This is a genomic window from Mycobacterium sp. pW045 (genome assembly GCF_041287085.1).
Classification (GTDB): domain Bacteria; phylum Actinomycetota; class Actinomycetes; order Mycobacteriales; family Mycobacteriaceae; genus Mycobacterium; species Mycobacterium algericum_A.
The window spans coordinates 301,071-327,023 of record NZ_JBGGKU010000006.1; the positions used below are offsets into that span (position 1 = coordinate 301,071).

Here is a 25,953-nt window from a genome sequence, read left to right on the forward strand (position 1 = left end):
GGAGTTAGACGCATGAATGAGGACCTGGCCCGCAAGACGTTCACCGCGTTCAAGGAGCGCACCGACACCATCGCGGATGCCGAACTGGACGAGTTCTGGGCGGCGCTGCCCCCGGCCACCCTCGATCAGCTGATCGGCGAGTGGCGCGGCGGCGAGTTCGTCACCGGCCACAAGATGAACGGGTTGTTGGAGAAGGCCCGCTGGTTCGGCAAGACGTTCAATTCGATCACCGACGTGCAGCCGCTGGTCTGCCTGGATGAGGACGGCAACAAGTTCTCCAACACCAAGCTCGGCAAGGGCGAGGCCAGCCTGTGGGCCGAGGAGTTCCGCGGCGAGGTGGTGGCCACCATGGTCTACGACGGCCAGCCCACCCACGACCACTTCAAGCGGGTCGACGACGACACCGTGTTCGGCATCATGAACGGCAAGGGCGTGCTCGATGACGGCCGCTACTTCTACTTCTACCTCGAGCGGGTCTAAAGCCACGATTGGTCGCCCCGGCGGGCGGGAACCCTCCGAGGCATGTCTACCTACCGAGTACTGAACCCGCACGGCGAGGTCGTGGGCACCAAGGACATCGCCAGCGCCGACGACGCGCACGCCTGGTTCGTCGACGTCAAGGCCGACAACACCGAACTGGGTTGGCGGATGGAGGTCGACCTCGACGGCCAGTGGCGGTTTTTCGACAGCACCGAAGGCGACCGCTCTTAGGCCACCGGCGGGCTGACCGCGATCAGCGGTGCAGCGCGAGCTCGGGCTCGGGCTCGCTAACTGCTGCGTGTCGGCGGTGCCGCAGTGAGGCGATGATCGTGGCGGCGAGCACGCCGACGATCACCAGCAGCGAGGTCCCGGTGCCGATCTCGATGCCGCCAACGCCCTGTTCGTGCATCGCGTGCATGATCAGCTTGATGCCGATGAAGCCGAGGATCACCGACAGGCCGTGCGACAGGTACACCAGCCGGTCGAGCAGGCCGTCGATCAGGAAGTAGAGCTGCCGCAGACCCAGCAGCGAAAACGCCGTAGCGGTGAACACGATGTACGGGTTCTGCGTCAGGCCGAAGATCGCCGGGATCGAGTCCAGCGCGAACAGCACATCGGTGCCGGCGATCGCCAGCATGACCAGCAGCATCGGGGTGATTACCCAGCGCCCGCCGATCCGGGTGAACAACCGGTCGCCGTCATAACGCGCGGTGGTGGGCACCACCTTCTTCGCCAGCCCGACGATGACATCGGGGGTTCGGTGGGCCTCCTCTTTGCGGCCCGACCTGAGCATGTTGCCCGCCGCCAACAGGAGGAACAGGCCGAAGAAGTAGAACACCCAGGCGAAACGGTTGATCAGCGCGGCACCGAGCAAGATGAAAGCGGTCCGCGCGGCCAAAGCCATGACGATCCCGAACAGCAGCACCTTCTGCTGGTCGGCTCGAGGCACCCGGAAGCTGGCCATGATGACCAGGAACACGAACAGGTTGTCGACGGACAGCGCCTTCTCGGTCATGTAGCCGGCGAAGTACTCCGAACCCGCGTCCACGCCGCCGAAGATCAGCATTCCGAACCCGAACAGCACCGCCACGCCGACGTAGCCGGCGGACCAGCCGGCAGCTTCTCGCAGCGTCGGGATATGGGCCCTGCGGACGTGGAACACGTAGTCGAACGTGAGCAATCCGACCAGGCCGACGATCGTCAGCCCCCATAACCACCCCGAAGTGTGCATGTCCTGACCACGGTAGCCACGTTCGGCGACACCGGGCTGGCGCACAGGTTGCCGGCCGGTGAATGCGCTCAACCGGCGGCGCCGCTCGCACGCTACCGTCTGGGGTATGGCCGAGACCTATGAATCCGTCACCGTCGAGATCTCCGAGCACGTCGCCCAGGTCACGCTGATCGGGCCGGGCAAGGGCAACGCGATGGGTCCGGCGTTCTGGTCGGAGCTGCCGGTGGTGTTCACCGAGCTGGACGCCGACCGTGACGTGCGGGCGATCGTGCTGACCGGGTCCGGCAAGAACTTCAGCTACGGGCTGGACCTGGCCGCGATGGGCGGCACCATGACCCCGATGCTGGCCGAAGGGGCACTGGCCCGGCCGCGGGCGGACTTCCACCGCGAACTGCAAAGCATGCAGGCCGCGATCAGCGCCGTCGCCGACTGCCGCACCCCGACGATCGCCGCGGTGCAGGGCTGGTGCATCGGCGGTGGGGTCGACCTGATCTCCGCGGTCGACATCCGCTACGCCTCGGCCGACGCCAAGTTCAGCGTGCGCGAGGTCAAGCTGGCCATCGTCGCCGACGTCGGCAGCCTGGCCCGGCTGCCGCTGATCCTGTCCGACGGGCACCTGCGGGAGCTGGCGCTGACCGGCAAGGACATCGACGCGGCCCGGGCGGAGAAGATCGGCCTGGTCAACGACGTCTATGCGGATGCCGAGGCGTGCCTGGCGGCCGCGCACGCCACCGCGGCCGAGATCGCCGCCAACCCGCCGCTGACCGTCGCCGGGGTCAAAGACGTGCTCGACCAGCAGCGCACCGACCGGGTGGCGGCCAGCCTGCGCTACGTCGCGGCGTGGAACTCGGCCTTCTTGGCGTCCAAGGACCTGATGGAGGGCATCGGCGCCATCATGGGCAAACGCAAGCCCGAGTTCACCGGCGAGTGATGGCCTGGGTGCTGCTGCTGGGGGCCATCGGATTCGAGGTCGCCGGGACGCTGTCGTTGCGGGCCTCCGACGGGTTCAGCCGGCTCGGCTGGGCGGTCCCGGTGGTGGTCGGCTACCTGCTGTCGTTTGCGTTGCTGGCGGTCGTGCTGAAGCGGGGCATCCCGGTCGGGGTGGCCTACGGGGTGTGGTCGGGGGTCGGGGTGGCGCTGACGGCGGTGCTGGCGAGATTTCTGTTCGATGACCCGTTCACGGCGGTGATGGCCGGCGGGGTGGTGCTGATCGGGGCCGGGGTGTTCTTGCTGGAATACGGGGCGCACGCATGACCTCCGAGCTGACTCACCGCCAGCCCGCGCTGGCCGACGTCGTCGCCACGCTCGACGTCGACCGCATCGACGACGAGCACTTCCTGGCCACCCAACTCGACAACCCGCAGCATCACATCGTCGGCGGGCACATCGCCGGCCAGGCGCTGATGGCGGCGGCCCGCACCGCGCCGGGGCGCGTGCCGCACAGCATGCACGCCTACTACGTGCGGGCCGGGGACGCCCGCCGCCCGGTCGACCTGCACGTCGAGGTGGCGCGCGACGGCGGCACGCTGTCCACCCGGCAGGTCACCGCCCGCCAGGACGGCCAGATCCTGCTGGAGGTGCTGTCCTCATTCAGCGCCGACGTCGACGCGCCGTCGTATCAGCAGTCGATGCCGGATGTACCCGACCCGGAATCGCTGCCGACATTGCAGCAGCAACTGGCGGACTACGCCGGCGAGCTGGGCGGCTACTGGGTCCAGCCGCACCCGTTCGACCAGCGCTATATCGACCCACCACCCCGGCTGGCCCTGGAAACTCCCGAGCCGTCACCGCGAATCAGGTTGTGGTGGAAGCCTTCCGAGCCGGTTCCGGCCGACCCCGCACTGCACAGTGCACTGCTGACCTACTTGTCGGGCACCAAGATGGTCGAGACCGCGGTGACCATGCGGCGAGCCACGGTAGCCAGCGCGTTCAATGCGCTGATCGATCATGCACTGTGGTTTCAGCGGCCCGTGGAGCTGTCCGATTGGGTGCTGTCGGACCAGTTCTCACCCAGCGGCGTCGCCGGGCGCGGGCTGGCGACCTCCACGATGTATAACCGGGCGGGACAGCTGGTCTGCGTTGCCACGCAGGAACTGTACTTCGGCAGGGGGCCGCGACGCTGAGCAGCGATTGCGGCCGGCGCACGTAATCTGACGGGCATGACACCCGAAGGCACCATCCGTGTTCCCGACGATCTCGATGCCGTCACCGCGATCGGCGACGAGGATCACTCGGGTATCGACCCGGCGGCCGTGGACCGGATCTGGCAGAGCGCCCGGCACTGGTATCAAGCCGGACTGCATCCGGCCATCCAGTTGTGCCTGCGCCACAACGGCCGCGTGGTGCTCAACCGCGCGATCGGGCACGCGTGGGGCAACGGCCCGTCCGATCCCGCCGATGCCGAACTGATCCCGGTGGGTGTGGACACCCCGTTCTGTGTGTACTCGACCGCCAAGGCGATCACCAGCACGGTGCTGCACATGCTCGCCGAGCGCGGCGTGTTCAGCCTGGATGACCGTGTCAGCGACTACCTGCCCGACTACGGCCGACACGGCAAGTCCCGCACCACCATCCGGCACGTGATGACGCACAGCGCCGGTGTGCCGTTCGCCACCGGACCCAAACCCGACCTCAACCGCGCCGACGATCCCGAGTACGCCCAGGCACAGCTGGCCAACCTGCGGCTGATCTACCCGCCGGGGTTCATGCACATGTATCACGCCCTGACCTGGGGGCCGTTGACCCGCGAGATCGTGCGCGCCGCCACCGGCAAGGACATCCGGGAGGTGCTGGCGACCGAGATCCTCGAACCACTGGGATTCCGGTGGACCAATTACGGTGTTGCACCGCAGGATATCACGCTGGTGGCACCCAGCCACGCCACCGGAAAGCAGCCGACCGGTGCGGCGGTAGCGGTGTTCCGCAAGGCGATCGGCGGATCGGTGTACGAGATCATCCCGGTCACCAACAGTCCGTTCTTTCTGACCACGGTGGTGCCGTCATCCAACACCATCTCCACCGCGGACGAGTTGTCGCGGTTCGCCGAGATCTGGCGCCGGGGCGGGGAACTCGACGGGGTGCGGGTGCTCTCGCCGGAGACCATGGCCGCGGCCACCGCGCAGTGCCGCCGGCTGCGGCCGGATGTGGCGACCGGGCTGGCGCCGTTGCGCTGGGGCACCGGTTTCATGCTGGGGTCGAAGCGGTTCGGGCCGTTCGGCCGCGGCGCACCTGCCGCGTTCGGGCATCTCGGGCTGGTCAACTGCGCCATCTGGACCGACCCGGAGCGGGGGCTCTCGGCCGGGTTGATCTCCAGCGGCAAGCCGGGCCAGGACCCGGAGGTCAAGCGCTACCGCGCACTGATGGACCGGATCACCGGCGAGATCCCGCGGCTTCGCTGACGCTGCGTCCAGAGCTTCGTTGACGCTGCGCCCAGGGCGAGCAAGTGCGGGTAGGCCGCGCCGTGGGCGCAGTGTCAACGGCGAGTGGGATGCGCCCGGGGCGTGGCGCGGCCGGAATTCGGGTAGCGCCGACGCCGATTATCGATAATTCCTATAGTTGGTCGATGGAGCTGCGGCACCTCACATACCTGCTGGCGGTCGCCGACCACCAGAACTTCACCCGGGCCGCCGAGGCGCTGCACGTCTCCCAGCCGACGCTGTCGCAGCAGATCAAGCAGCTCGAGCGCACTCTGGGCGTGGAGTTGTTCGACCGGTCGGGGCGCACCGTCCGCCTCACCGACGCCGGAGCGGCCTATGTGCACCATGCCCGGCTGGCGATGCGGGATCTGCAGGCCGGCGCGCGGGCCGTGCACGACGTCCGGGATCTGTCCCGCGGCCACCTGCGGATCGCGGTCACGCCGACGTTCACCGCGTACCTGGTCGGCGTGCTCACCCACAGTTTCCGGGTGGCCCACCCCGGCATCAGGGTGACCGTCCTGGAGACCAACCAGGATCGGGTCGAGGCCGATCTACTGGCGGACCGGCTCGACCTCGGAATCGGCTTCGACGGCCAGCATGCTGCCGGGATCGAGACCCGCACACTGTTCACCGAAACGCTGTGCCTGGTCGTCGGCACGGATCATCCGTTGGGGACGGCGACCACGGCGGTGCCGATCTCGGCACTGGCCGACGAGCCGCTCGGCCTGCTCAGTTCGGACTTCGCCACGCGCAAGCACGTGGACGAGTATTTCGCCGAACACCAGGTACAGCAGCACATCGCGATCGAATCGAACTCGATCAGCGCGTTGCTGGAGCTGGTGCGCCGCAATGTCGTGGCCACCGTGTTGCCCGATGCAATCGCCCGCGAACGCGCTGATCTGCACCCGGTGCCGCTGCAGCCACCGCTGCCGGCGCGCACCGTGCAACTGCTGCAGCGGGCCGGCGTCTACCGGTCCGCGGCGACACGAGCGTTCACCGAGACGCTCGACACGGTGGTGGCCGCACGACAGGGCCCGACCGGCAGCTATTGATCTGACCAATAGCTCCGCGTGGGTCTGCGTATTGGACAGCACGGTGACCGCCTCCCATGCTGAATGTCGGCTGAGTAAACGGCTTTCAAACAGCTGGAAACGTCGAGGACGAGAAAGGCAGGGTGACCACTTGCTGACGAGCACCCTCTACGACGACCCCGCCAGCGCGCCGGGGTTGGCCCAACTCGAGCAGACATTGGACATCGACCGCCACCACCGCGTGGCGGTGATCAACGCCCCCGCCGACTCCGTGCTGCGGCTGCTGCCGAACAGTCGCGCGAATCCCGGCCACGCCGACGTGGTCATCGCGTTCGCCACCCGGCGGGTGGACCTGGCGTTTCTGCGTGCGGCCTACCACGCGGCCGGCTCCGGCCGCATCGCGTGGGTGGTCTACAGCGAACCCGGCCAGCCGGGCACCGATCTGCGCTGGGAGTGGTTTCTCGCCGCGTTGCGCCAGTACGGCGTCGAAGCGGTGCGCCACCTCCGGATAGACCAGGGCTGGTCGGCGGTGCTGCTGCAGCGGCGGCGCAGCGGTGAGGCGGAGCCCGGTCTGGTGGGCTGAGCCAGGCACCGCCGGCCAGCTCGCTGTCGCGTTTCGCGCGACGCGGTGGTCGGCACCCGACCCGAGCAGATCACCCCGGCCCACGGCCGGGGTGATCTGTGAGCGATGACGCGAGATAGTTCTCCATGGGGTGCACCCGGGGGGATCCGTCGGCCAAGTGGCGGTTGCGCGCGGAGATAGCGACACTTAGCCGATAAGTGTCGCTATCATGTCGTCGTGGCGACACTTGCTCCGCTGACATACGAGACACTGCAATGGCAGCCGAGTCTCGATCTCGGGTACGCCCGAAGCTCCCGTCGCGCAGCTCCCTACTCGGCTGCGGTCCCGGTCACCATCGCTGATCTGGATATTTCGTTGCCGCCGTCCGCTGACGCCGAGATGGAGGATGCCAGTCACGAGATCGCTCGCTTCGACGCCGAGCTTGGCGGTGAAATCGTGCCGTTCGCCTCGGTACTGTTGCGTTCGGAGTCTGCGGCCAGTTCCCGAATCGAGAATCTCACCGCCTCGGCTCGATCCATTGCCGAAGCCGAATTGTCGAACGGGAGGGGCAAGCCGACCGCCGAACTCATCGTGGCCAACACTGCCGCGATGCAGGCCGCGATCGAACTGTCGGCCACCATCACACCTGGGGCCATCCTGGCGATGCACGCGGCCTTGTTGAAAGGGCAGACGCGGCACACGCCCGGACAGTGGCGAACCGAACCGGTGTGGATAGGGGGAGGCAATAGTCCGATCGCAGCTGAGTTCGTCCCTCCTGAGCACACCCGTGTCCCAGCGGCGATCGATGACCTGATCGCTTACGCGCAGCGCGGTGACGCTCCGCTGCTGGCACAGATTGCGATCACGCACGCCCAGTTCGAAACGATTCACCCGTTTACTGACGGCAACGGACGCACCGGGCGCGCACTGGTCCAGGCGATGTTGCGTAACAAGGGCTTAACCCGCCAAGTCACCGTTCCAGTTTCGGCTGGCTTGCTCGCTGACACGGCGGGCTACATCGACGCGCTTACCGCGTACCGCCAGGGCGATGCCGTTCCGATCGTCGAGAAGTTCGCCCAGGCGAGCATCCGAGCCGTCGTCAACGGAAGACAACTGATCACCGAACTGCGCGATATACGGTCCAGCTGGAATGACCGGCTCACCGCACGATCGGACTCGGCCGTGTGGAAAGTCGCCGACCTTCTGACTCGACGCCCGGTCGTCAACAGTGTGTTGCTACGCGACGAACTCGGGCTGAGAACCGATCACCCACGGCGTTATCTCGATCCCCTGGCTGAGGCTGGGATTGTCATCGAATCCTCGGGGCGGACACGCAACCGGATCTGGCGGGCACCGGAGGTCCTCAAAGCACTCGACGCATTCGCCGAGCGGGCAGGACGGCGCGGCTGATCAGCACCGCTGACGTGGCCTGGCAGCTATATCCAAAGGTATGACACCGCCCCGCACCGTCGCCTGGATCATCGCGCACCAGGACGAGTTCGCCGCGGCTTTCGAGAGCTACGTCCCGAAGCCGCGGGATCTCCGCGACCCGCACAGCTGATCCGCGCCGCGGTCCGGGCCGCATCCTGGGTCAGAGTCTTGAGGCGGCTTCCGAGCCTCGACTACTGGCCCGGAAACCATCCTCGACCGGCGGTGGCGGAGGGATTTGAACCCCCGGACGGTTTTAGCCGTCTCTCGCTTTCAAGGCGAGTGCATTAGGCCGCTCTGCCACGCCACCGCGGGAAATCGTACCCTGGCCACCATGCATGCCATCGTCGCCGAGTCCGCTGATGTGTTGTCCTGGCGGGAGGTTCCCGATCTCCAGCCCGGCCCCGGTGAGGTGCTGATCCGCGTCGCCGCGGCCGGGGTGAACCGCGCCGACCTGCTGCAGGCCGCCGGCAAGTACCCGCCGCCCCCGGGAGCCAGCGACACCATCGGGCTGGAGGTCTCCGGGGTGGTTGCGACGCTGGGTGATGACGTCGCCGATTGGGCTGTCGGACAAGATGTTTGCGCGTTGCTATCCGGCGGCGGCTACGCCGAGTACGTCGCGGTGCCGGCACCACAGGTACTGCCGATTCCCGCGGGCGTGGATCTGCTGGACGCCGCCGGCCTGCCGGAGGTGGCCTGCACGGTCTGGTCGAACCTGGTGCAGACGGCGGGCCTGTCCGAGGGCCAGCAGTTGCTGGTGCACGGCGGGGCGAGCGGGGTCGGCAGTCACGCCATTCAGGTGGCCCGCCAGCTCGGGGCGTGGGTGGCCGTGACCGCCGGCTCGGAAGCCAAGCTGGCGCTCTGCCGCGAGCTGGGCGCCGAGGTCACCATCAACTATCACGACGAGGACTTCGTCGCGCGGATCCGCGAGGCCGGCGGCGCCGACGTGATCCTGGACATCATGGGCGCGGCGTATCTGGACCGCAATATCGATGCGCTGGCCAACGACGGGCGGCTGGTCATCATCGGTATGCAGGGTGGGGTCAAGGGCGAGCTCAACATCGGCAAGCTGATTGGCAAGCGCGCCGGGGTGATCGGCACCGCGCTGCGCGGCCGGCCGGTGGAGGGCCCTCGCGGCAAGGGCGCCGTCGTCGCAGCGGTGACCGACAAGGTGTGGCCGATGCTGGCCGACGGTCGCATCAAGCCGGTGATCGGCGCGCGGTTGCCGATCGAGCAGGCCGCCGACGCACATCGGCTGCTGGCATCGGGTGAGGTGACCGGGAAGGTCGTGCTGACCGTCTAGCGGCGCGAACCGGCACGGCCATGCACCACGAGTTCCACTGTGGTGAGGCCGATCTGCCGCGAGCTGGGCGCCGAGGCGATCGGCACCGCGCTGCGCGGTCGGCCGGTGGTGGGCCCGCGCGGCAGGGCCGCCGTCGTCGCACCGCGGACCGAGAAGTGTGGCCGATGCCGGCCGATGGCCGCATCAAGCCGGTGATCGGCGCGCGGTTGCCGTGTTGACGGTCTAAAGCGGCGAGCGTGCGTCGAATGTCAGTTTGTGCGGCGTGTCGGCGTACAGACCCGCACGCTCGCGCGTGGACGTAGCATCATCGGTGAACCGATTGGCGACGGCGCTGCCGTCAACGGACTTTCAGGAGGCAAGTGTCATGGCGACCGAAACCACGTCGGCTACAACGGATTCGGGTGCGCGATGAGTACACGTATGCCGCGGCAGCGGGTTGATCTACCGGACGAGATTCTGATGGTTCCGCCGCCGCCGCTGCCGGTGTTCCCCGACCCGTACAGCGTGCGTTACGCCGACCCGGCCGGCGACGCCGAGTTGATCTCCGACTGGATGAACCGGCCGCATCTGGCGGAGACCTGGAACTACGCCTACCCGGCCGATCAGTGGCGCCAGCACATGGAAGTCCAATACGGCGCCAACTATTCGCGCCCGTACGTCATCAGCATCGACGGCCGGCCAATGGCATACATGGAGTTGTTCCGGGCCGCACAGGATGACCTCGCCACCGTCTACGCCGCCGATCCCTACGATGTGGGGTTGCATATCGCCTTCGGCGAGTTCGACATGCTCAAACGCGGGCACGGGATAATCCTGTTCAAAGCGCTCGTCGAAGGCGTGTTCGACGTCGAACCGCAGTGCCGGCGGATCATCGGAGACACCAACGCCGACCCGAATTCCTACGGGCGCCGCGCCTGGGAGCGGCGTCAGGGGGCGTTCCTCGGCGAGCACTACATGGCCAAATGGGATCAGCGGATCGCGGTGTTCGCGTGGCCGCGAACCCCCGACGACATCCCGGGCCATCGCGAGACGCTGTAGCACGCCAGCCGCCGTAAACGAGGGCGGTGACGGATCTTCCATCCGTCACCGCCTTTGTTGTCGGTGCCGCCGGCAACGCAACGGACCAGATCCGCGCCCGCTACAACCGACCGAGTGCCCGGTCCGACAGCAGTCGGACCGGGCACTCGGTCGTTACGGGAAATCCCCTCCGGCGCGGGAGCTTACGGTGCGCCCACACCGCCGGCGCCGCCGGTGCCGCCCTTACCGACGGTGCTGCTACCGCTGACGGCCTTGCTGCCGGCGACACCCGCCTGACCCGACGAACCGGCAACGCCGTCGCCGTTGGTGCCACCGGCACCACCGCGGCCGCCGTCGCCGCCGCTGCCGGCCCAGTTGGACTTGCTGGGCTTGGAGGCACCGTTGACGCCGTTGCCGCCCTTGCCGCCCTGGCCGCCGGACCCGCCCTGCGCGGTGGTGCCGTCGGCGTTCAGACCGCCCTGACCGCCGGTGCCACCGGTGCCACCGCTGCCACCGCTGCCGCCGGTGCCGCCACCGCCGGTGCCCTGACCAGCCAGGCCGTTGTAGCCGGCGCCACCGGCGCCACCGTTACCGCCGACGCCCGCCGCGCCGCCCGTGCCGCCCTTGCCGCCGACACCGCCGGCTCCGTGCGCACCGGACTGGCCGTCACCGAGCGCCACACCACCGGCACCGCCCTGGCCGGCGTTGCCGCCGACGCCGCCGTCGCCGCCCTGGCCGCCCTCGCCGCCGGTACCGCCGGTACGCCCGGGCAAGCCGAGACCGCCGGCACCACCGGCACCGCCGGTGCCGCCGTTACCACCGGTACCGCCCTTGCCGCCGATGCCGCCGTTGCCGCCGAGGCCGCCCTCGCCGCCGTCACCGGAGACGGTGCCACCGGCACCACCGACACCGCCGGTGCCGCCCGCACCACCGGCGAACCCGGTGGCGCCCTTGGCCCCCTGGCCGCCGGGCCCACCAGGCATGGAGTTGCCGTTCGGGTCCTTGGTCACCGCGCCGGTGCCGCCGTTCGCGCCCACCGAGGTGTTGTTGCCGGCGTTGCCGCCGTCACCGGCGTTACCGCCGGTGCCACCGATGCCGTGTTGGGCGGCCGCACCGCCGTTACCGCCGTTGCCGCCGGCCGCGCCGGCCCCGTTGGTGGCATTGGTTCCCGAGGTGCCGTTGGCGCCGGTTCCGCCGTTACCGCCGGTACCGCCGTTGCCGTACTCACCGATGGCATTGCCGCCGACACCGCCGTGGCCGCCGGCCTGCGGGAGGCCACTGCCGAGCGTCACACCGTTGCCGCCGTTACCGCCGGTGCCACCGACGGCAACCGCACCACCGTCGCCCACCGCGCCGTCATCGGCTTGAGTGACGCCGTCGCCGGCAAACCCGCCGGCCCCGGCCTCGCCGCCCGCACCGGCGGTGCTGCTGCTGTTGCCGCCCGCGCCGCCGGAGCCGGCAATGGCATTGGTCCCGCCGCCTGCACCGTCGCCACCGCGACCGCCCACGCCGGCGTTGCCGCCCGCACCGCCGTCGCCGCCGATGCCGCCGTCCCCGTCGGCACCGTTGTTGCCGACGTTAGCGACACCACCGACACCACCGGTACCACCGGCACCACCGGCACCGCCGTTACCGGCCGCTCCAGTGGCGTCACCGCCGGTGCCGCCGTTGGCGCCGCTTCCTGCCGCAGCATTGGCTCCCGCGGTGCCGTCGGCGGCGTTGCCACCGACACCACCGACACCACCGGCACCACCCTGGCCGCCCGCGCCGCCGTCGCCACCGTTGGTGCCACCGGCACCACCGACGCCGCCGTTACCGCCGGCCGCACCAGCTGTGCCGTCGGTGCCGTCGCCGGACGCCTCGGTCACCCCGGCCAGGCCGGCCGCACCGGCACCGCCGTCGCCACCGTTACCGCCCTGGCCGACCGTGCCCGCCGCGCCACCGGAACCGCCGTGACCACCGGCCTGGCTGACGTTGCCCACGATCTGGCCATCGCCACCGGCACCGCCGTCACCGCCGTTACCGCCGAGCACGGCGCCGTCCGAACCACTCTCGGCCGCGGTGCCGTCACCACCGGTGCCACCGGCACCGCCCTGGCCGGCCGTGCCCGCGATACCGCCGTGGCCGCCGTTACCGCCGCTTCCGGCAATGTCGTTGGCGCCGCCGCCGGCGCCCGCACCGCCGTTGCCGCCGTTGGCACCGTCGCCGGTGTTACCACCGGCGCCGCCCACGCCACCGGCGCCGTCAACACCCGCGCTGCCGTTGGTCGCCGCACCGCCGGCACCGCCGGCACCGCCGTTACCGCCGTTACCGCCGTTGCCGTTGGTGCTGGTGGCGTCACCGCCGTCACCGCCGTTGTCGCCGCTGCCGGCCGCTGCATCCGCGCCCGCAGCGGCATTGTCACCGGCACCGCCGTTGCCGCCGGCACCGCCGCCGCCACCGAGACCACCGGCACCGCCGTCACCGAGGATGCTTCCGCCGAGACCACCCTGGCCGCCGCTACCGCCGTTGCCGCCGGCCGTGCCGTGGGTGCCGTCGCCGGCTCCGTCGGTGATTCCGTCGATGCCGGCAGAGCCGGCGCCACCGTTACCACCGGCGCCACCGGTGCCGATCGTGCCCGCGTTGCCGCCCTTACCGCCGGCGCCACCGTCCTGAGCGGTGCTGTCCGGCAAGGTCTGGCCCTGACCGCCGTTGCCGCCGGCACCGCCGTCACCGCCGGAACCGTTGGTGCCGTCCTGGCCGGCAGCTGCCTGGCCGCCCACACCGGTGCCACCGGCACCACCGGCACCACCGAGGTCGCGGTTGCCGCCGTCGCCGCCGTGGCCGCCGTTTCCGGCGGTGGCGTCAATGCCGCCGTCACCGCCGTGGCCGCCTGCACCACCGTTACCGGCCGCACCGGCGTTACCGCCGGCACCGCCGACGCCACCGGCACCGTTGGTTGCATCGCCGCCCAGACCGCCGGCGCCACCGGCAGCGGCGTTGCCGCCCAGACCGCCGTTCCCACCGGTGCCGCCGGCGACACCCAACACGCCGTCGCCGCCGTTACCGCCACTGCCACCGGTGCCGCCCGCACCACCGGCGCCCGCCGCACCCGATGTGGTGCCACCTGCGCCACCGTTACCGCCGTGGCCGCCGACACCGCCGTTACCGCCGGTGGTGCCGTTGCCGTCGACGTCGGTCCCGCCGGCCACACCGTTACCGCCGGCACCGCCGGCGCCGCCGACGCCGCCGGTGCCGATCGCGCCGGCCGCGCCACCGTTACCGCCGTAGCCGCCGGCCTGGCCGGTCACGCCGTCGGCGAGAAGCCCGCCGGTACCACCGTTACCACCGGCGCCACCATGGCCTCCGCCGCCGTCGCCGCCGGCCGTACCGCCGGCCCGGTAGGTGACGCCGTCACCGTTCAGGCCGCCCTTGCCGGCAGCGCCGCCGGTGCTGCGGTCGCCACCGACACCGCCGTTGCCGCCGTGGCCGGCGGTGTCGTTCGCGCCACCGCCCGCACCGTGGCCGCCCCTGCCGCCGTCGCCCGCGGCTCCGGCGTTGCCACCGTTGCCGCCAATGCCACCGGAACCGTTGAGGCCGGCGGTGCCGTTGGTTGCGCTACCGCCCTTGCCGCCGCTGCCGCCGGCACCGCCATTACCACCGGCGCCGCCGTTACCACCGTTGGTGCCGTCGCCGCCGTTGCCGCCGCTGCCTGCGGCAGCATCGCTGCCCGCAATGCCCGCGATACCCGCGCCGCCGGTGCCGCCGTTGCCGCCGGCGCCGCCGACGCCGCCCAGACCGCCGTTGCCGGAGATCGAGCCGCCCTTGCCGCCGTTGCCCGCGCTACCGCCGGCCGCACCGTCGCCACCGGTTCCGCCGTTGGCGGTAGCGGTCGATCCGGTTGCGCCTTGGGCACCGGCGCCACCGTTACCGCCGGCACCACCGTTGCCGATCGTTCCGGCGTCACCACCGTGACCGCCGGCACCGCCCTGCTGCGCCGTGCCGTCGGCCAGCAGCACACCGGTGCCGCCCTTGCCGCCGGCGCCGCCGTTGCCGCCCACGGCCCCGGCACCGGCATTGCCGCTGCTCGCCTGGGTGGTGTTCCCGGCGTTCCAGCCGCCTTCACCGGCCGTGCCCGCCGTACCGCGGTCGCCACCGGCGCCGCCGTTACCGCCGGAGCCCGCGACAGCACCGGTGCCGCCGCCGGCGCCATCGGCCCCGCGGCCACCGTTGCCGGCATTGCCGGCGTTGCCGGCATCACCGCCGGCGCCACCGGCACCGTCCGCACCGGCGTTGCCGCCGGTGCTGGTACCACCGGCGCCACCGCTACCGCCGACCCCGCCGTTACCGCCGATCCCGCCGTTGCCGCCGTCGGTGCCGTCGGCCCCGGACGCGCCGCTGCCGGAGGTGACCACGGCGCCGTCGACGCCCGCGGCACCGTGGCCCGCGTTGCCACCGGCCCCGCCGACGCCGCCGTTACCGCCCGCGCCACCGTCACCGGAGATCGTGCCTCCCGCGCCGCCCAGGCCGCCCCAGCCGCCGGCGCCGCCGTGGGTGCCGTTGGTGCCGTTGCCGTCGAGGTCGGTGATCCCGGCCTCGCCTGCCGCACCCGCACCGCCGTCACCGCCGGCGCCGCCGTTGCCGGTCAGCGCGGCGTTACCGCCTTGGCCGCCGGTGCCGCCGGCCTGGCCGATGTCGGTGCCGGCGATCACGCCCTCACCGGCGCCACCGTTTCCACCGGCACCGCCATCACCGCCGACGCCGGCCGCGCCGTCGTTGCCGTCCGCTCCGACGCCGTCCGTGCCGACGCCGCCGATGCCCGCCAGACCGGCCGCAGCGCCCTCGGCGCCCTCGCCGCCCGCGCCGCCGTTGCCGCCCGTGCCGCCGGTGCCGCCCTGCATGCCGTTGCCGCCGTTGCCGCCGTTGCCGCCGGCGACGGCCGCGTCGGCCCCGTTCGATCCCGAGCCGCCTGCCCCGCCGGTGCCGCCGGCGCCACCGGTTCCGCCGCGGCCGCCGTCGCCGTATTGGGCCGACAGGCTGGAGCCGCCCGCGCCGCCGACACCGCCCACGCCGCCGGCGCCGCCGGCGAAGCCGGCTGTCCCGGCCACCCCGGTGGCGCCGATCCCGCCGTTGCCGCCGGCGCCGCCGTTGCCGAACCACCAGGCGATCGCGTCACCACCGGCTCCACCGGCCCCGCCGACACCGCCGTTGACACCGATCCCGCCGTCGCCGCCGGCGCCGCCGTTGCCCATGATCGATCCGCCGGCGCCACCGATACCTCCGGCGGCACCGGCGCCGCCGTCACCGCCGGCTCCACCGTCGCCGAACATGCCGGCTGCCCCGCCGTTGCCGCCGGCCACCCCGGCCGCGCTCTGGTCGTAGCCGTTGCCGCCGTCGCCGAACCACAGGCCGCCGGCGCCGCCGTTGGGGTTCTCCGCCGTCCCGTCGAGACCGTTGCCGATCACGTAGGACCCGAGCAGCTGGTTGATGCCGTCGTTGATCTGTTCGCCGAAGGGGCTGGTGATCCAGGCCTGGAGTTGGGCGTGCAGCGGGTCGTAGATGAACTGGTCGAACAGTGCCGCGGCGTCGAATGGGTCGGAGTCGGCGGCCACCCCCGGCGTGAACAGGTCGATGAGCCAGTCCAGGTCCGCATCGGCGTGCGCCGACGGTGCGGGAGCGACGGGGCCGAGCCCGAACGTCCCGCCGATGGCGCCGGCGGCCAGCACGGCGCCGATCGCGGTGCGGGTCCGGCGCCGGTGACTTGGCTTTGAATTACGTCGGCGCATCGCCCACCTTGCCTAGATCGAGGGCGAAGCCTGCCCGTAGGCCCACGCGCGACAGCGTGGTCCAGCCAAAGTACTACCTAAGCAAGCACTGAACAACGGACAAGTGGAATCCGCAGGCAGAAACACGGACGGTTAAGTGGACGCGACCCTGGGTGCCAAGACCACCACCGGGATCGGCCGGGAGGTGCGCCGCTGGTAGGCCTCATAACGGTGGGCGTTGTTGGCGTTGACGATCTGCCACAGCCGGGCATAGTCGGAGTCGTCGGGCAGCACCGGCCGCGCCGTGACGGCCAAGCGTCGCGGCCCGACATTGATCTCGACGTCCGGGTGCGCCTTGAGATTGTGGTACCAGCCGGGAGAGCGCGGCGCCCCGCCCATCGACGCGACAATCAGGTAGGTGTCCCCGTCTCGGGCGTAGGTCAGTGAATTGGTGCGGGCCTGGCCGGTCTTGGCGCCGACGGTGTGCAACAGCAGGCTGGGAGGGAGGCCGGGAAACCGGTGCCCGATCCGTCCGTTGGTGCCCTGATACAGCTTGTTGTGCAGGCGCAGCAGTCGCACCCCGAGTTGATCCTCGACCCAGCTGGAAATGTCCATGACTCAGTCTGGCGCAGCAGCGTCCAACCGTGCCACCGCCGCGCGCAGCAGCTCCCCGGTGTGCTCGCGGTCGGGGTCGCGGCGCACCAGCATGCCCTTGGCGAAGGACAGCTTGGCGCCCAGACCGACACCGCGACGCGGCACCACGTGCAGGTGGATGTGGAACACGCTCTGAAACGCCGCCGTGCCGTCATTGATCGCCAGGTTGTTGCCGTCGGCGTGCAGCCCGGACGCCCGAGCCGCCCGGGCAACCCGCTGGCCGACCGCGACCATGCCGGCCAGGGTTTGCGCCGGGGTGTCGGTCAGGTCGACGAAATGCTGTTTGGGGATCACCAGGGTGTGGCCGCGGGTGAACGGCCGGATGTCGAGGAACGCCAGGTAGTCGTCGTCTTCGAAGATCCGCACGGCCGGGGCGTCGCCGGCCACCACGGCGCAGAACACGCAGGACATGTCGCCACCGTAGCGGCTGCGCTCAGCGGCCCTGCTCGGCCCACTGCGACAGTCGCCGGTCCCGCTCGGCGGGTGAGATGTCCTCGACGCGGGTCATCACGGTCCAGCGTTGCCCGAACGGGTCGCGGATCGAGGCGAACCGGTCCCCGGTGACGAAGGTCTGTGCGGGTTCGCGGATGACGGCACCGGCCTGCGCGGCGCGGGCGACGACGGCGTCCACATCGGGGCAGTACAGCGCCATTGAGTGGGTGACGACGTCACCGTCCTCGCCGGGCGCGGTCAGTCGGTAGTCCGGCTGCGGATCCGACAGCTGCAGCCGGCCGTTGCCGAAGTCGAGTTCGGCGTGCGCAACGGTGCCGTCCGGTCCGTCCATGCGGTCGATAACGGTGGCGCCGAACACCGCGGTGTAGAAGTCGATCGCGTCGGCGGCGCGGCCGACGCACAGGAACGGGGTCAGGCTGGTGTAGCCCGGGGGAATCGGATTGACGGTCATGGTCCCGAGTTTCGTACCCTCGGCGGGGTGCGATCTTGTAAAAACACGACAACGCAGGCGCAGCTTGGCGTGGTGGGCCGTGCCGGTTCGACGTCGGCTTTCGATCTGACCCGTTGGGCTCCGACACCGCCGAACGACGAATTCGTCGAGCATTTCTGGTCGGTCCGCTGGGATCTGCGCGGCCGCGATCCGCACGACAACACGGTGATCACCTTCCCGGCGGTGCACCTGACCCACGAGTGGGGGACCGATCAGCTGCGGCACGGCCACCGGCTGCCGGCGACGCTGGTGCACGGCGTCGTCACGCGGGTGTTCCAGACCCGGATCAGCGGGTGCGGCGCGGTGGTCGGCGCCCGGTTCCGGCCCGGCGGCTACGCCGCGCGGTTCGGGCGCGATGCCGGCGCGCTCACCGACACGGTGGTGGCGGCGCACACCGAATTGGCCGGCGAGTCATGGGTTCTCGACGAGGATGTTGCCACGGTCTCGGCCGCCCTCGAAGGGCTGATCGCCGCCGCGGCGCCCGAGCCGGACCGCACCTACCGGGCATTGCGCACCCTGGTGGACCGGATTCGCGAAGATGACGGTCTGCGCCGCGTCGAACAGGTGATGGACGTCTCGCCCTGGAGTACCCGCACCACGCAGCGGGTGTTCCGACGCTACGTCGGGGTGCCGGTGAAGTGGGTGCTGTGCCGCTACCGGCTTCAGCAGGCGGCGCTGGAGATCGAGACCCATCCCGCGACGGATTTCGCCGATCTGGCGGTGCGGCTCGGCTGGTATGACCAGCCGCACTTCGTCAACGATTTCCGTTTGATGCTGGGCTGCACCCCGGGTGAATATGCCGCCCGCTACGGCGCCTAGCCGTTGAGCGCGCCGGCCATCGCGTCGATGGCCCGGTCCAGGATCGCTCGGGTGGTGCCGAAGTTCAGCCGCGCAAAGCCGGGCCCGGCCCCGAACGGGATGCCGGGACTCAATGCCACGCGTGCGTTGGTCAGCAGGTAGTCGGCCGGCTCGGCGGGCAGCGTCAATTCCCGGAAGTCAACCCAGGCCAGGTAGGTGGCCTCGGGCCGGTTGACCCGCAGCCCCGGCACCGCCGCGGGCAGCACCTTGCTCAGGTGGTCGCGGTTGGCCCGCAGGTAGGTCAGCAAGCCGTCGAGCCAGTCGGCGCCGTGGCGGTAGGCGGCGATGTTGGCGCGGATGCCGACGGTGGCAGCGCCCATGACGTGCAGCATGTTGATGCGGCGCCACGCGTCGACGTCGCGCTGGTTGGTCAGGATCACCTGGGCGCACATCAGACCGGGCAGGTTCCAGCCCTTGGAGGCCGACATCAGCGTGACGACGGTGTCGGCGGCGGCCTCGGAGACCGAGGCGGCGGGCACGTGGCGGCCGTCGTAGACCAGCGGTGCGTGGATCTCGTCGGCGATCACCCTGGCCCCGTGACGCGCGGCGATCTCGACGATCGCGCTGATCTCGGCGGCGGTGAACGCGGTGCCCAGCGGATTATTCGGATTGCACAGGATGAGCGACCCGGCGCCGGCGGCGAACGCGGCGTCCAGCGCATCCAGATCGATCACGTAGCGTCCGGAATCCTGCTGCAACATCGGGATCTCCACCCGCTGCCGCCCGGCGACCTGCAGTAGGTCGAAGAACGGCATGTAGGCCGGCACCGGCAGCACCACCGGGCTCTCCGGGCGGGTGAGAAACGCGATGACCACTTCCATGCCCTTGAGCACGTCGGGCACGGTGCGCACCCATTCGGGCCGCACGGCCCAGCCGTAACGCTGCTCGCACCAGCGCGCGGTCGCCACCGGAAGGTCGGGCGAGCCCAGCGCCGGATAACCGAACTCCTCGTCGGATGCCCAGGCCCGCACCCCGTCGAGCACCGCCGGCGCGGTGGGGAAGTCCATCTCGGCGATCCACAGCGGCAGCACGTCGGGGTCGTAGTGGTTCCACTTGATGGTGTTGCGGGCCCGCAACCTTTCGTCGGTCAGGGAGTCGAAGACTTCAGCCACACCGACAGTCTGCCGGGAGATACGTTTGCGGGCGTGGCTGATCCCCAGATCGACGACCTGCTCGACGGGCTAGACGGCGACGCGCGGGCCGAACGCGCCGAACTGATCGAATGGCTGCTGAGGCAGGGCATCAGCGCCGAGGAGATCCGCGTCTCCGCGTCCCCGATGCTGTTGGCGTCGCGGCGGCTGATCGGTGACGACGGCAGCTACGTCTCGGCGCGTGAGATCAGCGAATCCGCCGGAGTGGACCTCGAGCTGCTGCAGCGCCTGCAGCGCGCGGTCGGGCTGCCCTGGGTGGACGATCCCGATGCGGCGGTGCAGATGCGCGCCGACGGCAACATCGCGGTGCATGCCCGTCGATTCATCGAGGCGGGCATCGATGTCGAGCACGCCCTGCAGACGCTGCGGGTGCTGGCCGACGGGTTGGCGCACGCCGTCGACCCGATGCGTGTGGCGATGCTGGCGGCCATCGTGGAGCCGGGCGCCACCGAGCTGCAGATCGCGCAACGCTCCCAGGAGCTGGTGGGCCGGCTGGCGCCGCTGCTGGGCCCGTTCGTGCAGGACATGTTGCTGATGCAGCTGCGTCATCAGTTCGACACCGACGCCGTCAACGCCGGGGAGCGGGCCGCGGGCGCACCCTTGCCTGGTGCGCGGCACATCACCGTCGCGTTCGCCGACCTGGTCGGCTTCACCCGGCTCGGCGAGCTGGTCCCGCCCGAGGAACTGGTCCAGCTCGCCGAGCGCCTGACCGGGCTGGCGCGGGAGATCGCCGTTCCGCCGGTGCGGTTCATCAAGACCATCGGCGACGCGGTGATGTTCGTCTGCCCGGAGCCGGCGCCCCTGGTCGATGCGGTGCTGCGGCTGGTCGAGGCGGCCGCGGCCGATGAGAGCCTGCCGCGGCTGCGCGCCGGCGTCGCGGCGGGGGAGGCGGTGAGCCGGGTCGGGGACTGGTTCGGCAGCCCGGTGAACCTGGCCAGCCGGGTGACCGGGGCGGCGCGTCCCGGGTCGGTGCTGGTCGCCGGGCCGGTGCAGGCGGCACTCGCCGATGACGACGCCTTCCGCTGGTCGTTCGCCGGGGCGCGACACCTCAAAGGCATCAAGGGCGAGGTCAGCGTGTTCCGGGTTCGGCGTGCTGCACCGGCCTGAGCGCTGTCCGTCCCGGCTCCCGGGCGCATGATTTTTGCCCGCCCCGTAGCGACAACGCGTCAATTTGTCGCTGTGAAGCGGGCAGCTGACGACATGGTCGGCAATCGGCGACGACGGACGCGGGCTGCGGACCAACGCCGACCGGCCGGTGACCAACGGCCCCTGTCGCGGCTGCGCCCGGACTGGGAGCCTAGGGGCAACGGGGCTGCTGGAGGTGGCTGATGCCGGACACGATGGTCGATCTCGAGGTTCTCACCGAAGCGGTGCGGCTGGCATGCCGGGCGCCGTCGCTGCACAACAGCCAGCCGTGGCGATGGGTTGCCGAGCGCGGCCGACTGGAATTGTTCTTGGAACCGACTCGAGCGGTGCACGGCGATCAGTCGGCGCGCGAGGCGTTGATCAGTTGCGGCGCGGTGCTCGATCACCTGCGGGTGGCGATGGCCGCCGCCGGCTGGACAGCCGAGGTGGAGCGGTTCCCGGATGCGCAGCGGCCGGACCACCTGGCCTCGATCGGCTTCACCCCCGGCGGGCGCGTCAGCGATGTGCAGCGCTATCGGGCCAACGCGATCCTGCTGCGGCACACTGATCGGCTGCCGTTTATGGCGCCGAGCAACTGGGAGCCGTTCGAGGCGGTGCTGCGTGGCAGCGTCGACGATCCGGTGCGGCTGTGCGTGCTCGGCGACGAGGTGCGCTCCAAGCTGGCCGAGGTGTCCCAGCTCTCCGAGGCGCTGCGACTCTACGACGCGGCATATCACGCCGAAATCAACTGGTGGACGGCACCGTTCGAGGTCCGGGATGGGATTCCGCAGAGCGCGCTGGTGTCGGCCGCCGAAAGCGACCGGGTCGACATCGGGCGCGCCTTCCCGGTCACCCGGAATCGGGAGCGTCGTGTCGAGGTCGGCGACGACCACGCAACGATCGTGCTGCTATCGACGGCCACTGACAATCCGTCCGACACGCTGGCCTGCGGTGAGGCGCTCTCGGCGGTGCTGCTGGAATGCACGATGGCGGGCTTGGCCACCTGCCCGGTGACGCATGTGACCGAGGTGCCGGCCGGGCGGGCCATGCTGGCCGGGGTGGCCGGTCGCGATGACCTACCGCAGGTCCTGATCCGGATCGGCGGCACACCGGCGCTGGAGAAGGCGCCGGAGCCGACACCGCGACGTGCGCTCGCCGAGGTGCTGCACGTCAAGGGCTGATCGGCGAGACATGGGGCAGGCCCGGAAGGACGTGGGGGGCGTCTCACACTTCCTGCGCGGCTGGCTTCCACCCACTGGACCAGCTCTTCGGATCGGTCACGACCGGGCCTGCTTCGGGCACGAATCTACGCCGGTGACCACTGGTCAGCAATGGGGGATCTGACCCGAATTCTCAACTGTCTTCGGCCATCGCCCAGTACGCCCCGCGGCGGGCCAGCAGCTCGGCGTGAGTGCCCTGTTCGATGATGCGGCCGGCCTGCATCACCAGGATCACATCGGCGTCGCGGATCGTGGACAGTCGGTGGGCGATGATGAAACTCGTTCGGTCCCGGCGCAATTCGCGCATCGCCCGCTGGATCAGCAGTTCGGTGCGGGTGTCCACCGAGCTGGTCGCCTCATCGAGGATCAGCAGTTGCGGGCGGGCCAGGAAGGCCCGCGCGATGGTGATCAGCTGTTTCTCCCCGGCGCTGATGCCGGCGCCGTCGTCGCTGACCCGGGTGGCATAGCCCTTCGGCAGGGTGCGGACGAAGGCGTCGACGTGGGCGGCGCGCGCGGCCGCGAGCACCTCGTCCTCGGTGGCGTCGGGGCGGCCGTAGCCGATGTTGTCGGCGATGGTCCCGGTGAACAGCCAGGTGTCCTGCAGCACCATGCCGATCGACGACCGCAGCGCGGCGCGGTCCACGGCTGCGATGTCCACCCCGTCGATCAGGATCTGCCCGCGATCCACCTCGTAGAAGCGCATCAGCAGGTTGACCAGGGTGGTCTTGCCGGCCCCGGTCGGCCCGACGATCGCCACCGTGCTGCCCGGCTCGATGCTCAGTGACAGGTCTTCGATCACCGGGACGCCGGGCCGATAGCCGAAGCTGACATCACGAAACTCGACACGGCCGCCGGAACCGTTGAGCGACTTGACCGACGGCGGTGCCGCCGGCTCCTCGGGCTCATCGAGGAACGCGAACACCCGCTCGGCGCTGGCCGCCCCCGACAGCAGGGTGTTGTACATGCCCGCCAGGTTGCCCAGTGGCTGGTTGAACTGCCGCACGTAGGCGATGAACGCCTGGATGCTGCCCAGGGTGATCTGGCCGGTCGCCACCTGAAAGCCGCCGATCACCGCGACCGCCACGTAGCCGAGGTTGCCGACCAGCCCGGTAGCCGGCGCCACCAGACCGGAGAAGAACTGGGCGCCGAACCCGGCCCGGTACAGCTCGTCGTTGTGCTCATCGAAGCGCTGCTGCGCCCAGTCGCGGTGGCCGAACGTGCGCACCAGTGTGAAGCCGCTGTAGGTCTCCTCCAGGTGGGCGTTGAGCCGCCCGGTGGCAGCCCACTGCGCGGCGAACAGTCGTTGCGAACGCCGGGTGATCCACCGCACCGCCAGCAGCGACACCGGCACCCCCAGCAGCGTGACCGCGGCCAGCAGCGGCGAGATGGACAGCATCATCGCCAGCACCACCAGCACGGTCAGCACCGAGCTGAACAGTTGACTGACCGTCATCGACACCGACGTGGCGGTGTTGTCGACGTCGTTGGTGACCCGGCTGAGCAGCTCACCGCGGCGCTGGGTGTCGAAGTAGCGCAACGGCAACCGGTGCACCTTGTCCTCGACGTCGCGGCGCAACGTGCGCAGCGTGCGCTGCAGGATCGCGTTGAGCAGCCGGGCCTGGGTACCGATCATCACCGCGCCGAGCAGATACAGTCCCATCGCCAGCGCCAAGGTGCGTGCCACCGCGGCGAAGTCGACGCCGGCGCCGGGCACCACGTCCATCCCGGACAGCATGTCGGCGTAGGTGCCGTTGCCGGCGGCGCGGGCAGCCTCGATCGCCTGCTGCTTAGTTATGCCCGCGGGCAGGCCGCGGCCGATCACCCCGTTGAAGATCAGATCGGTGGCGTGCCCGAGGATCCGCGGCCCGGCCACCCCGATCGCAATACCGGCCAGCGACAAACCGATCACCGCGGCGATCAGCCGGCGCTGCGGGGCCATCCGGCGCACCAGCCGCATCGCGGTCACCGAGAAATCGGCGGCCTGCGCGGCCGGATCCATCGCCGGGCCCGTCACGCCGGCTCACCTGCCAAGGACTGGGATTCGGCGAGCTCGGCGTAGGCGGGGCACCCAGCCAGCAGTTGCTGGTGGGTGCCGGCGCCGACCACCCGCCCGTCGTCGACGACGATCACCTGATCGGCCCGGGTGACCGTCGAGATCCGTTGCGCCACGATGATCACCGTCGCCGCGGTGGCGACCTCTGCCAGGGCGGCGCGCACCGCGGCATCGGTGCGGGTGTCCAGCGCGGAAAACGCGTCGTCGAACAGATAGATCGACGGCCGGCGGATCACCGCCCGGGCGATCGCCAGCCGTTGCCGCTGCCCGCCGGACAGGTTGATGCCGCCCTGGGCCACCGGCATCGCCAGCCCGTCACGGTGTGCGGCCACGAAATCGTCGGCGGCGGCCACCCGCAACGCCTTCCACAGCTGCTCATCGCTGACCGATGTGCCGGCCGGGGCGCCGTAGCGCAGGTTGTCGGCGACGGTGCCGGAGAACAGGTAGCCGCGTTGCGGCACCAGCCCGATGCCCGACCACAATTGTTCGGGGTCGCGGTCGCGCACGTCCACGCCGTCGATGAGCACCGCGCCCTCGGTGACGTCGCGCAGCCGGCAGATCAGCGACACCAGCGTGGATTTCCCCGACCCGGTGGAGCCGACGATCGCGGTGGTCGTCCCGGGCGACGCAACAACGGACACGTCGCGCAGCACTGCCCGGTCGGCGCCGGGATAGCGGAAACCCACTCCGGCCAGCCGGACCTCGCCGGTGGCGACAGCCGGTGTCACCGGGTGCGCCGGCGTGCCGATCGTCGGCTCGGTGGACAGCACCTCGGTGATCCGCTCGGCGCATACCGAGGCGCGCGGCAGGATCGCCACCACCATGGTGGCCATCAGCACCGCCATCAGGATCTGCATGAAATAGGACAGGAAGGCGATGAGTGAGCCGACTTGCATGTGTCCGGCGTCGATGCGCAGTCCGCCGAACCAGATCAGCGCGACGCTGGAGGCGTTGATGATCAGCGTGGTGGCCGGCAGCATCAGCGCCTGTAGGTTCCCGACGGCCAGCGAGGTGTCCGACAGGGCGTGGTTGGCGCGGGCGAACCGGTCTTGCTCGTGGGCCTCGCGAGCGAACGCCCGAATCACCCGGATCCCGGTGAGCTGGTCGCGCAGCACCCGGTTGATGTTGTCGATCAGCATCTGCATGCGGCGAAACAGCGGCAGCATCCGCACCACGATCGCGTAGTTGGCCCCGGCCAGTGCCGGCACGGCCACCGCCAGCAGCCAGGCCAGCCCGGCGTCCTGGTGCAGCGCCATCAGCAGTCCGCCGATGCTCATGATCGGCGCGGCGACCAGCACGGTCGCGCCCAACTGCACCACCAGCTGGATCTGGCGGACGTCGTTGGTGGTGCGGGTCAGCAGCGTCGGCGTGCCGAACCGGGTGGTCTCGCGCTCGGAGAACCCGATGACCCGGGTGAACACCGCCCGGCGTAGATCGCGGCCGAAACCGGTGCCGGTACGCGCCCCGAAGTAGACCGCCGCCACTGCGCACATCACCTGCAGGCCGGTGACCGCCAGCATCACCGCGCCCAGCCGGGTGATGACGGCGGTGTCGCCGCGCACCACCCCGTCGTCGATGATCGAGGCGTTGAGGGTCGGCAGGTACAGCGAGGCCAGCGTGCTGATCAGCTGCAGCGTCATCAGCGCCGCGACCGGCCACCGGTACGGCTTGATGTAGCAGCGCAGCAGCGCCAGAAGCATGGGGTTACTGTCGCACACCGGGGTGCACCGGCCGCGG

The 25,953-nt window shown here is 70.5% G+C and carries 22 protein-coding genes and 1 tRNA gene; 14 read left to right on the forward strand and 9 right to left on the reverse strand.

All coding sequences use genetic code 11. From position 1 onward, the window contains the following. Positions 1–12 precede the first annotated feature (12 nt). Both ACAG20_RS12415 and ACAG20_RS12420 read left to right on the forward strand, forming a co-directional pair. Positions 13–480: a DUF4334 domain-containing protein gene (locus tag ACAG20_RS12415; RefSeq protein WP_370492717.1), complete on the forward strand. Its 468-nt coding sequence runs from the start codon at positions 13–15 to the stop codon at positions 478–480. A gap of 42 nt (positions 481–522) precedes the next feature. Next, positions 523–711: a hypothetical protein gene (locus ACAG20_RS12420; RefSeq protein ID WP_112686955.1), complete on the forward strand. Its 189-nt coding sequence runs from the start codon at positions 523–525 to the stop codon at positions 709–711. A gap of 22 nt (positions 712–733) precedes the next feature. On the opposite strand, the gene ACAG20_RS12425 is transcribed toward ACAG20_RS12420, so the two are convergent. Further along, positions 734–1,711, reverse strand: a complete 978-nt coding sequence (locus ACAG20_RS12425) for a TerC/Alx family metal homeostasis membrane protein (RefSeq protein ID WP_370492718.1) — start codon at positions 1,709–1,711, stop codon at positions 734–736. Positions 1,712–1,817: 106 nt separating this feature from the next. Here ACAG20_RS12425 and ACAG20_RS12430 point away from each other — a divergent pair, with 106 nt between their 5' ends. From ACAG20_RS12430 to ACAG20_RS12460, 7 genes are all read left to right on the forward strand, one after another. Next, positions 1,818–2,642 (forward strand): crotonase/enoyl-CoA hydratase family protein, encoded by an 825-nt coding sequence (locus ACAG20_RS12430; RefSeq protein WP_370492719.1) that lies wholly within the window; start codon positions 1,818–1,820, stop codon positions 2,640–2,642. Next, entirely contained in the window at positions 2,642–2,965 is a 324-nt protein-coding gene (locus ACAG20_RS12435; protein WP_112686949.1) for a multidrug efflux SMR transporter, read from the forward strand. Before ACAG20_RS12430 ends, ACAG20_RS12435 begins: the two co-directional genes overlap by 1 nt. Then, positions 2,962–3,834 carry an acyl-CoA thioesterase gene (locus tag ACAG20_RS12440; RefSeq protein ID WP_370492720.1) on the forward strand — a complete coding sequence of 291 codons (873 nt, stop codon included), beginning with the start codon at positions 2,962–2,964 and terminating at the stop codon, positions 3,832–3,834. The genes ACAG20_RS12435 and ACAG20_RS12440 overlap by 4 nt, the downstream gene beginning before the upstream one ends. A gap of 36 nt (positions 3,835–3,870) precedes the next feature. Next, complete coding sequence (gene lipE / locus ACAG20_RS12445) at positions 3,871–5,109, forward strand: lipase LipE (RefSeq protein ID WP_370492721.1); 1,239 nt, start codon at positions 3,871–3,873, stop codon at positions 5,107–5,109. Positions 5,110–5,273: 164 nt separating this feature from the next. After that, complete coding sequence (gene cynR, locus ACAG20_RS12450; protein ID WP_370492722.1) at positions 5,274–6,179, forward strand: transcriptional regulator CynR; 906 nt, start codon at positions 5,274–5,276, stop codon at positions 6,177–6,179. 130 nt (positions 6,180–6,309) lie between these two features. After that, a complete protein-coding gene (locus ACAG20_RS12455) occupies positions 6,310–6,741 on the forward strand; it encodes a hypothetical protein (RefSeq protein ID WP_370492723.1) in 432 nt (143 codons plus the stop codon). A 216-nt stretch (positions 6,742–6,957) separates the two neighbouring features. Further along, positions 6,958–8,130, forward strand: a complete 1,173-nt coding sequence (locus ACAG20_RS12460) for a Fic family protein (protein ID WP_370492724.1) — start codon at positions 6,958–6,960, stop codon at positions 8,128–8,130. 241 nt (positions 8,131–8,371) lie between these two features. On the opposite strand, the gene ACAG20_RS12465 is transcribed toward ACAG20_RS12460, so the two are convergent. After that, positions 8,372–8,458, reverse strand: a tRNA-Ser gene (locus tag ACAG20_RS12465). Between the two features lie 24 nt (positions 8,459–8,482). On the opposite strand from ACAG20_RS12465, the gene ACAG20_RS12470 reads away from it, so the two are divergent. Both ACAG20_RS12470 and ACAG20_RS12475 read left to right on the forward strand, forming a co-directional pair. Further along, positions 8,483–9,451 (forward strand): NAD(P)H-quinone oxidoreductase, encoded by a 969-nt coding sequence (locus tag ACAG20_RS12470; protein WP_370492725.1) that lies wholly within the window; start codon positions 8,483–8,485, stop codon positions 9,449–9,451. Positions 9,452–9,859: 408 nt separating this feature from the next. After that, positions 9,860–10,489: a GNAT family N-acetyltransferase gene (locus ACAG20_RS12475; RefSeq protein ID WP_370492726.1), complete on the forward strand. Its 630-nt coding sequence runs from the start codon at positions 9,860–9,862 to the stop codon at positions 10,487–10,489. Positions 10,490–10,671: 182 nt separating this feature from the next. Here the strand turns inward: ACAG20_RS12475 and ACAG20_RS12480 are convergent, their stop codons facing one another. The 4 genes from ACAG20_RS12480 to ACAG20_RS12495 form a co-directional block, all read right to left on the reverse strand. Then, positions 10,672–16,233: a PGRS repeat-containing protein gene (locus ACAG20_RS12480; RefSeq protein WP_370492727.1), complete on the reverse strand. Its 5,562-nt coding sequence runs from the start codon at positions 16,231–16,233 to the stop codon at positions 10,672–10,674. Between the two features lie 132 nt (positions 16,234–16,365). Continuing rightward, the gene (locus ACAG20_RS12485; RefSeq protein WP_370492728.1) at positions 16,366–16,827 is read right to left on the reverse strand and encodes a nitroreductase family deazaflavin-dependent oxidoreductase; all 462 of its coding nucleotides are present in this window, start codon (positions 16,825–16,827) and stop codon (positions 16,366–16,368) included. Positions 16,828–16,830: 3 nt separating this feature from the next. Continuing rightward, a complete protein-coding gene (locus ACAG20_RS12490) occupies positions 16,831–17,277 on the reverse strand; it encodes an HIT family protein (protein WP_370492729.1) in 447 nt (148 codons plus the stop codon). Positions 17,278–17,299: 22 nt separating this feature from the next. Beyond that, positions 17,300–17,770 (reverse strand): VOC family protein, encoded by a 471-nt coding sequence (locus ACAG20_RS12495; protein ID WP_370492730.1) that lies wholly within the window; start codon positions 17,768–17,770, stop codon positions 17,300–17,302. A gap of 27 nt (positions 17,771–17,797) precedes the next feature. On the opposite strand from ACAG20_RS12495, the gene ACAG20_RS12500 reads away from it, so the two are divergent. Next, positions 17,798–18,628, forward strand: a complete 831-nt coding sequence (locus ACAG20_RS12500) for a DUF6597 domain-containing transcriptional factor (protein ID WP_370492731.1) — start codon at positions 17,798–17,800, stop codon at positions 18,626–18,628. On the opposite strand, the gene ACAG20_RS12505 is transcribed toward ACAG20_RS12500, so the two are convergent. Next, on the reverse strand, positions 18,625–19,779 hold the full coding sequence (locus tag ACAG20_RS12505; protein WP_370492732.1) for a MalY/PatB family protein: 1,155 nt from the start codon (positions 19,777–19,779) through the stop codon (positions 18,625–18,627). The genes ACAG20_RS12500 and ACAG20_RS12505 overlap by 4 nt on opposite strands. A gap of 33 nt (positions 19,780–19,812) precedes the next feature. Between ACAG20_RS12505 and ACAG20_RS12510 the strand changes: the two genes are divergently transcribed. After that, the gene (locus ACAG20_RS12510) at positions 19,813–20,925 is read left to right on the forward strand and encodes an adenylate/guanylate cyclase domain-containing protein (protein WP_370492733.1); all 1,113 of its coding nucleotides are present in this window, start codon (positions 19,813–19,815) and stop codon (positions 20,923–20,925) included. Between the two features lie 221 nt (positions 20,926–21,146). Beyond that, the gene (locus ACAG20_RS12515; RefSeq protein ID WP_370492734.1) at positions 21,147–22,124 is read left to right on the forward strand and encodes an NAD(P)H nitroreductase; all 978 of its coding nucleotides are present in this window, start codon (positions 21,147–21,149) and stop codon (positions 22,122–22,124) included. Between the two features lie 172 nt (positions 22,125–22,296). Here the strand turns inward: ACAG20_RS12515 and ACAG20_RS12520 are convergent, their stop codons facing one another. Both ACAG20_RS12520 and ACAG20_RS12525 read right to left on the reverse strand, forming a co-directional pair. After that, positions 22,297–24,162: an ABC transporter ATP-binding protein gene (locus tag ACAG20_RS12520; protein WP_370492765.1), complete on the reverse strand. Its 1,866-nt coding sequence runs from the start codon at positions 24,160–24,162 to the stop codon at positions 22,297–22,299. Positions 24,163–24,173: 11 nt separating this feature from the next. Continuing rightward, positions 24,174–25,916, reverse strand: a complete 1,743-nt coding sequence (locus ACAG20_RS12525; protein WP_370492735.1) for an ABC transporter ATP-binding protein — start codon at positions 25,914–25,916, stop codon at positions 24,174–24,176. Positions 25,917–25,953 lie beyond the last annotated feature (37 nt).

Coding starts and splice junctions, on each gene's coding strand:
- ACAG20_RS12515 (WP_370492734.1), top strand. CDS start 21,147: ATGCCGGACACGATGGTCGATCTCGAGGTTCTCACCGAAGCGGTGCGG.
- ACAG20_RS12490 (WP_370492729.1), bottom strand. CDS start 17,277: ATGTCCTGCGTGTTCTGCGCCGTGGTGGCCGGCGACGCCCCGGCCGTG.
- ACAG20_RS12415 (WP_370492717.1), top strand. CDS start 13: ATGAATGAGGACCTGGCCCGCAAGACGTTCACCGCGTTCAAGGAGCGC.
- ACAG20_RS12425 (WP_370492718.1), bottom strand. CDS start 1,711: ATGCACACTTCGGGGTGGTTATGGGGGCTGACGATCGTCGGCCTGGTC.
- ACAG20_RS12475 (WP_370492726.1), top strand. CDS start 9,860: ATGAGTACACGTATGCCGCGGCAGCGGGTTGATCTACCGGACGAGATT.
- ACAG20_RS12485 (WP_370492728.1), bottom strand. CDS start 16,827: ATGGACATTTCCAGCTGGGTCGAGGATCAACTCGGGGTGCGACTGCTG.
- cynR (WP_370492722.1), top strand. CDS start 5,274: ATGGAGCTGCGGCACCTCACATACCTGCTGGCGGTCGCCGACCACCAG.
- ACAG20_RS12470 (WP_370492725.1), top strand. CDS start 8,483: ATGCATGCCATCGTCGCCGAGTCCGCTGATGTGTTGTCCTGGCGGGAG.
- ACAG20_RS12430 (WP_370492719.1), top strand. CDS start 1,818: ATGGCCGAGACCTATGAATCCGTCACCGTCGAGATCTCCGAGCACGTC.
- ACAG20_RS12525 (WP_370492735.1), bottom strand. CDS start 25,916: ATGCTTCTGGCGCTGCTGCGCTGCTACATCAAGCCGTACCGGTGGCCG.
- lipE (WP_370492721.1), top strand. CDS start 3,871: ATGACACCCGAAGGCACCATCCGTGTTCCCGACGATCTCGATGCCGTC.
- ACAG20_RS12420 (WP_112686955.1), top strand. CDS start 523: ATGTCTACCTACCGAGTACTGAACCCGCACGGCGAGGTCGTGGGCACC.
- ACAG20_RS12435 (WP_112686949.1), top strand. CDS start 2,642: ATGGCCTGGGTGCTGCTGCTGGGGGCCATCGGATTCGAGGTCGCCGGG.
- ACAG20_RS12480 (WP_370492727.1), bottom strand. CDS start 16,233: ATGCGCCGACGTAATTCAAAGCCAAGTCACCGGCGCCGGACCCGCACC.
- ACAG20_RS12440 (WP_370492720.1), top strand. CDS start 2,962: ATGACCTCCGAGCTGACTCACCGCCAGCCCGCGCTGGCCGACGTCGTC.
- ACAG20_RS12520 (WP_370492765.1), bottom strand. CDS start 24,162: ATGGATCCGGCCGCGCAGGCCGCCGATTTCTCGGTGACCGCGATGCGG.
- ACAG20_RS12495 (WP_370492730.1), bottom strand. CDS start 17,770: ATGACCGTCAATCCGATTCCCCCGGGCTACACCAGCCTGACCCCGTTC.